The following is a 3,469-nucleotide window of genomic DNA, read 5'->3' on the forward strand; positions in this document are numbered from 1 at the left end:
TTGGGCCCTCGGCGCTGACGGAGGCCATGGGCATGCTCAACCACCATTTCGCAGCAGCCGCCTGATCGGCGCAGAGCGACAGCCTACCTCTGACTGCCGCCAATCTTTGCAACAGAGCCCGCCGTGCTAGTCTGCTCGGTGATGGTGGAGTGAAGCCAACCCGCAATCGGGTTATGAATCTGCATCGCGATTCGCAATCAGCTGTCTCTTGAGCATGTCGAACTCCTGCGATGTTATCTCGCCGTGCTCGTGCTGCTACACCAACTTGTCCAACTCATCCGCCACACCGCTCCCCACCACCTGCGATGGCCAGGTTGTTTGCTGGGCGCATTGGCGGAGTATCGTCTCGACCCGGGACACCCACACCGGCACAACCTTACGGGAGTGATTCACTGTCAAAGAATCGGCCCGGTGCTCTGACGCAAGTATCGGGATGGTCACCATTTGTAAGCCGTAGACCTGAGTGGTGATCAAGACTTCGATACCACCGACCGTACCGGTACTAATCGACGACGGTCGTGTTCGTCGCCTGCCGCAGGGACTCTGCACACCTCCGTTTACGCATGTGCCTGGAGGAGTTGGAAATCGTCGTGTTCGGGAAACATTAAACACAGGATGGCAGCGATCTGAGCCAGCACATGATCAGCTAGCTCACCATCCGGATCGACGGCCCACTGCATCGTCGCGCCAGCGATGACCGAGTGCAGGAGCAACTCAGCTGCCGCAGGAGCACCTGGGGGCAGTCGCTTGCGGATCCCCTCCACCACCGCGCGGGTCCGCTGGATCGCAAGCGTGCGTAGCTCCGGCACCTGGAGCTCGTACCAGGAGATGAGATAGTTCACCGAGAAGTCGTTGCGAGTGTTCATGCTCCGAACGAGCACCTGCAAAAATTCCCAGAGCCCTTGCGGCCCTGCGCCTATCGGTATCGCATTCAGGTAATGCCGCACCTGCTCGACGCCGCGCTCCATCATCCTCACCAGCAGCGTATCGCGGTTGGTGAAGCGCTGGATTAACGCTGCGCGGGAGAGCCCCACCTCCTTTGCTACTCCGCTGAGCGTGAACTCTATGGGACCGCAACGCTTCAGCACTACGGTGGCGGCCTCGAGTACCTCGTCATCGGACTTGAGCTTGGGGCGGGGCATCAGTGTTCACCTTCTGTATGGGTTGGGGCGGAGGCTGTGGCTGCCGCCGCCATTGTAGCAAATTGAAGACGGAGCGAGAGTAGAGCCACGAGCCCCGCAAACACGGCCGATACAACGAGGCCAGGGAGCGGACCAGCAAGGTCGACAAACGCGCCGGCCGCAAGCATAACCATGGGCGAGGCTGACAGCATCACCGCCGAGACCGTGCCGAGTACCCGGCCGAGAAGTTCTGGCGGCGTGCGGTTGTAGATGGCAGCGTTGAGAATGGGAGAGACTGAGCCGGTCAGCAGTCCCACGAGCGCGCCCAACAACATCAGCACCGGCACGCCTGGCAACTGTGAAAGCAGAAGCGAGCCCACCGCAGAGCCACAAAATGCCACCGCCAGCCAGTTCTGCGCTGATATCCGGGCGCCGACCGACGCATGAATGGCAATGCCAAGGAGACCACCAGCCCCCATCATTGAGGAGAACAGCCCGAGCTCTGCTACTTGGCGTCCTGCATCTACAAACAGCGCAGGCATGATGACGCTGCCGTTGGCGCCAACGATGCCCACGAAGATCATCACTATACCAAAGAGAGGGCGCAGCAGGGGTTCGCTCCAGAGAAAAGCGACGCCGGCGCGCATGGAGAGAGTCGCCGTCGTGGTCATCGTCCGAGCGGCACGCGCGGGAAGCACCCACGCGCCGAGCAGACCTGCAAGGACGGAGCAGAACGCCGTCAGCCCGAGCGTTGGCGCAGCGCCAAGCAGGCCGATTGCGGCCCCCCCAAGGGCCGGGCCACCTAGAATCGCGACGTTCCCGATCACCGCTTTCAGTGACGAGACGCGCTCAACGGAGAGCCCGGCGACGTGGCCGAGTTTGGGCAGCTCACTGTCCTGCGCGGCCATACCGGGTGCGTCGAACGCGGCACCGAGCACCACGCAAGCGATCAGCCCAGTGTTCGAGAGGGCGCCAACGGCATCGAGCAGTGGGATGCTCGCCATGGCCACGCCGCCCACCACACCCGAGATCAATGCGACGGGCGCGCGCCCGAACCGATCGACGAGGCCACCACCAACCCACGCGCCGATGATGGTCGCGATGACGCTGCTAGCGGCCGTGGCGCCCGCCCAGGCCGCGCTCTTTGTATGAGACAGGACGAACCATGGAAGCGCGAGGGCCGCCACCGCGTTGCCGATCCGGAAGAGAAAGGTCGCCGCGAACAGCGTCGCGAGCGGGCTATATCGACGTTCGCTCATTCCGCTGCGGCGAGCTGCGCCTTCGCCGCAGCGAGGTACTCTTCGTTACCCGAGTCGAGGGCGAAGAGTGCGTAGGTGACCGCCCCGAACGCAAGGCGCTCCGCGATGTGGTGGGCGAGCCGCGGCCACACCCGGCCACCGGCCGCTTCATACGTGAGGAGGAGCTTCGCGAGCCCCTCTTCACCAAAGACCATAAGGTGCGCGGCCATGTCGATGGCAGGGTCATCAACGCGGGCCTCGCTCCAGTCGATCATCCCGCTGACGCGCTCCGTGTTGTCGATGAGCACATGGCCCACGTAGAGATCGCCATGCACCACCACGGAGAAATCTGGCCACGACGAATCGTCGTCGAGCCAGCGCTGCCACCGGTGGAGGCGCTTGTCGTTCACCACGAACTCGCGTCGGACGCGGTCAACGTCGTCGGCCACCTTCTGACGGGCCTGCGTCGGTGTACGGATGAGCATCCCCGCATCCACGGCGGCGGAAATGGGGACGGCATGCAGGGCGGCGAGCGCGGTCGCGAAGCTCTCCGCGAAGACCTCCGAGTCCTGCGGCACGACCCAGTCGGGCGTGGACGAACCAGGCTGGATGACCATCGCAGTCGAGTCTTCGAGCATGGGATAGGCAACGAGCTCGGCGTTGGCCACGCGCCAGTCCGGCACCGCGAACGGCAGGCGATTCTTGAGCATTGCCAGCACCCGCGCCTCTGGTTCGACCTTCGCGCTTACCTCGGCTCGGCGCGGGATGCGCAGCACCCACCGACGTCCATCGTCGACGGTGGCGATCACGATCCTATAGTCGAGCCCAAGCTCATTGACAGTCAGCGGGCCATGGAGCTTGAGCCCATGTCGGGCTGCAAGTGCGTACAGTTGGGAGGTATCGGCGGTCGTGACTACGGTCATGATTCACTCCTGAGGGCTTGACGGGTTTAGCCACCTAAATGTAACAGTCACGTCGGTTATATTCAATCCGGCACTGTTGCAAAGTTAGCGATGAGGCAGCCTTTTGTCTTATTCAAAGGCCTTACATTTCAAAAACTCTGCTTACCAGGCGCATTTCGCCCAGGGGATCACCATAATAAAATGCTGA

Annotated in this window: 3 protein-coding genes; all 3 read right to left on the minus strand. The window is 62.6% G+C overall.

The genetic code is table 11. From position 1 onward, the window contains the following. Positions 1-557 precede the first annotated feature (557 nt). From mphR(A) to ACOTX5_RS26255, 3 genes are read right to left on the minus strand one after another with little or no spacing between them, the layout of a single operon-like run. Positions 558-1,142: a macrolide-binding transcriptional repressor MphR(A) gene (gene mphR(A) / locus ACOTX5_RS26245; protein WP_212579109.1), complete on the minus strand. Its 585-nt coding sequence runs from the start codon at positions 1,140-1,142 to the stop codon at positions 558-560. Beyond that, positions 1,142-2,380 (minus strand): macrolide resistance MFS transporter Mrx(A), encoded by a 1,239-nt coding sequence (gene mrx(A), locus ACOTX5_RS26250; protein ID WP_000004159.1) that lies wholly within the window; start codon positions 2,378-2,380, stop codon positions 1,142-1,144. The genes mphR(A) and mrx(A) overlap by 1 nt, the downstream gene beginning before the upstream one ends. Continuing rightward, a complete protein-coding gene (locus ACOTX5_RS26255) occupies positions 2,377-3,282 on the minus strand; it encodes an Mph(A) family macrolide 2'-phosphotransferase (protein ID WP_000219391.1) in 906 nt (301 codons plus the stop codon). Before ACOTX5_RS26255 ends, mrx(A) begins: the two co-directional genes overlap by 4 nt. Positions 3,283-3,469: the final 187 nt, after the last annotated feature.

The sequence above is a fragment of the Enterobacter cloacae complex sp. IR5441 genome (assembly GCF_049238215.1).
GTDB lineage: Bacteria > Pseudomonadota > Gammaproteobacteria > Enterobacterales > Enterobacteriaceae > Enterobacter > Enterobacter hormaechei_C.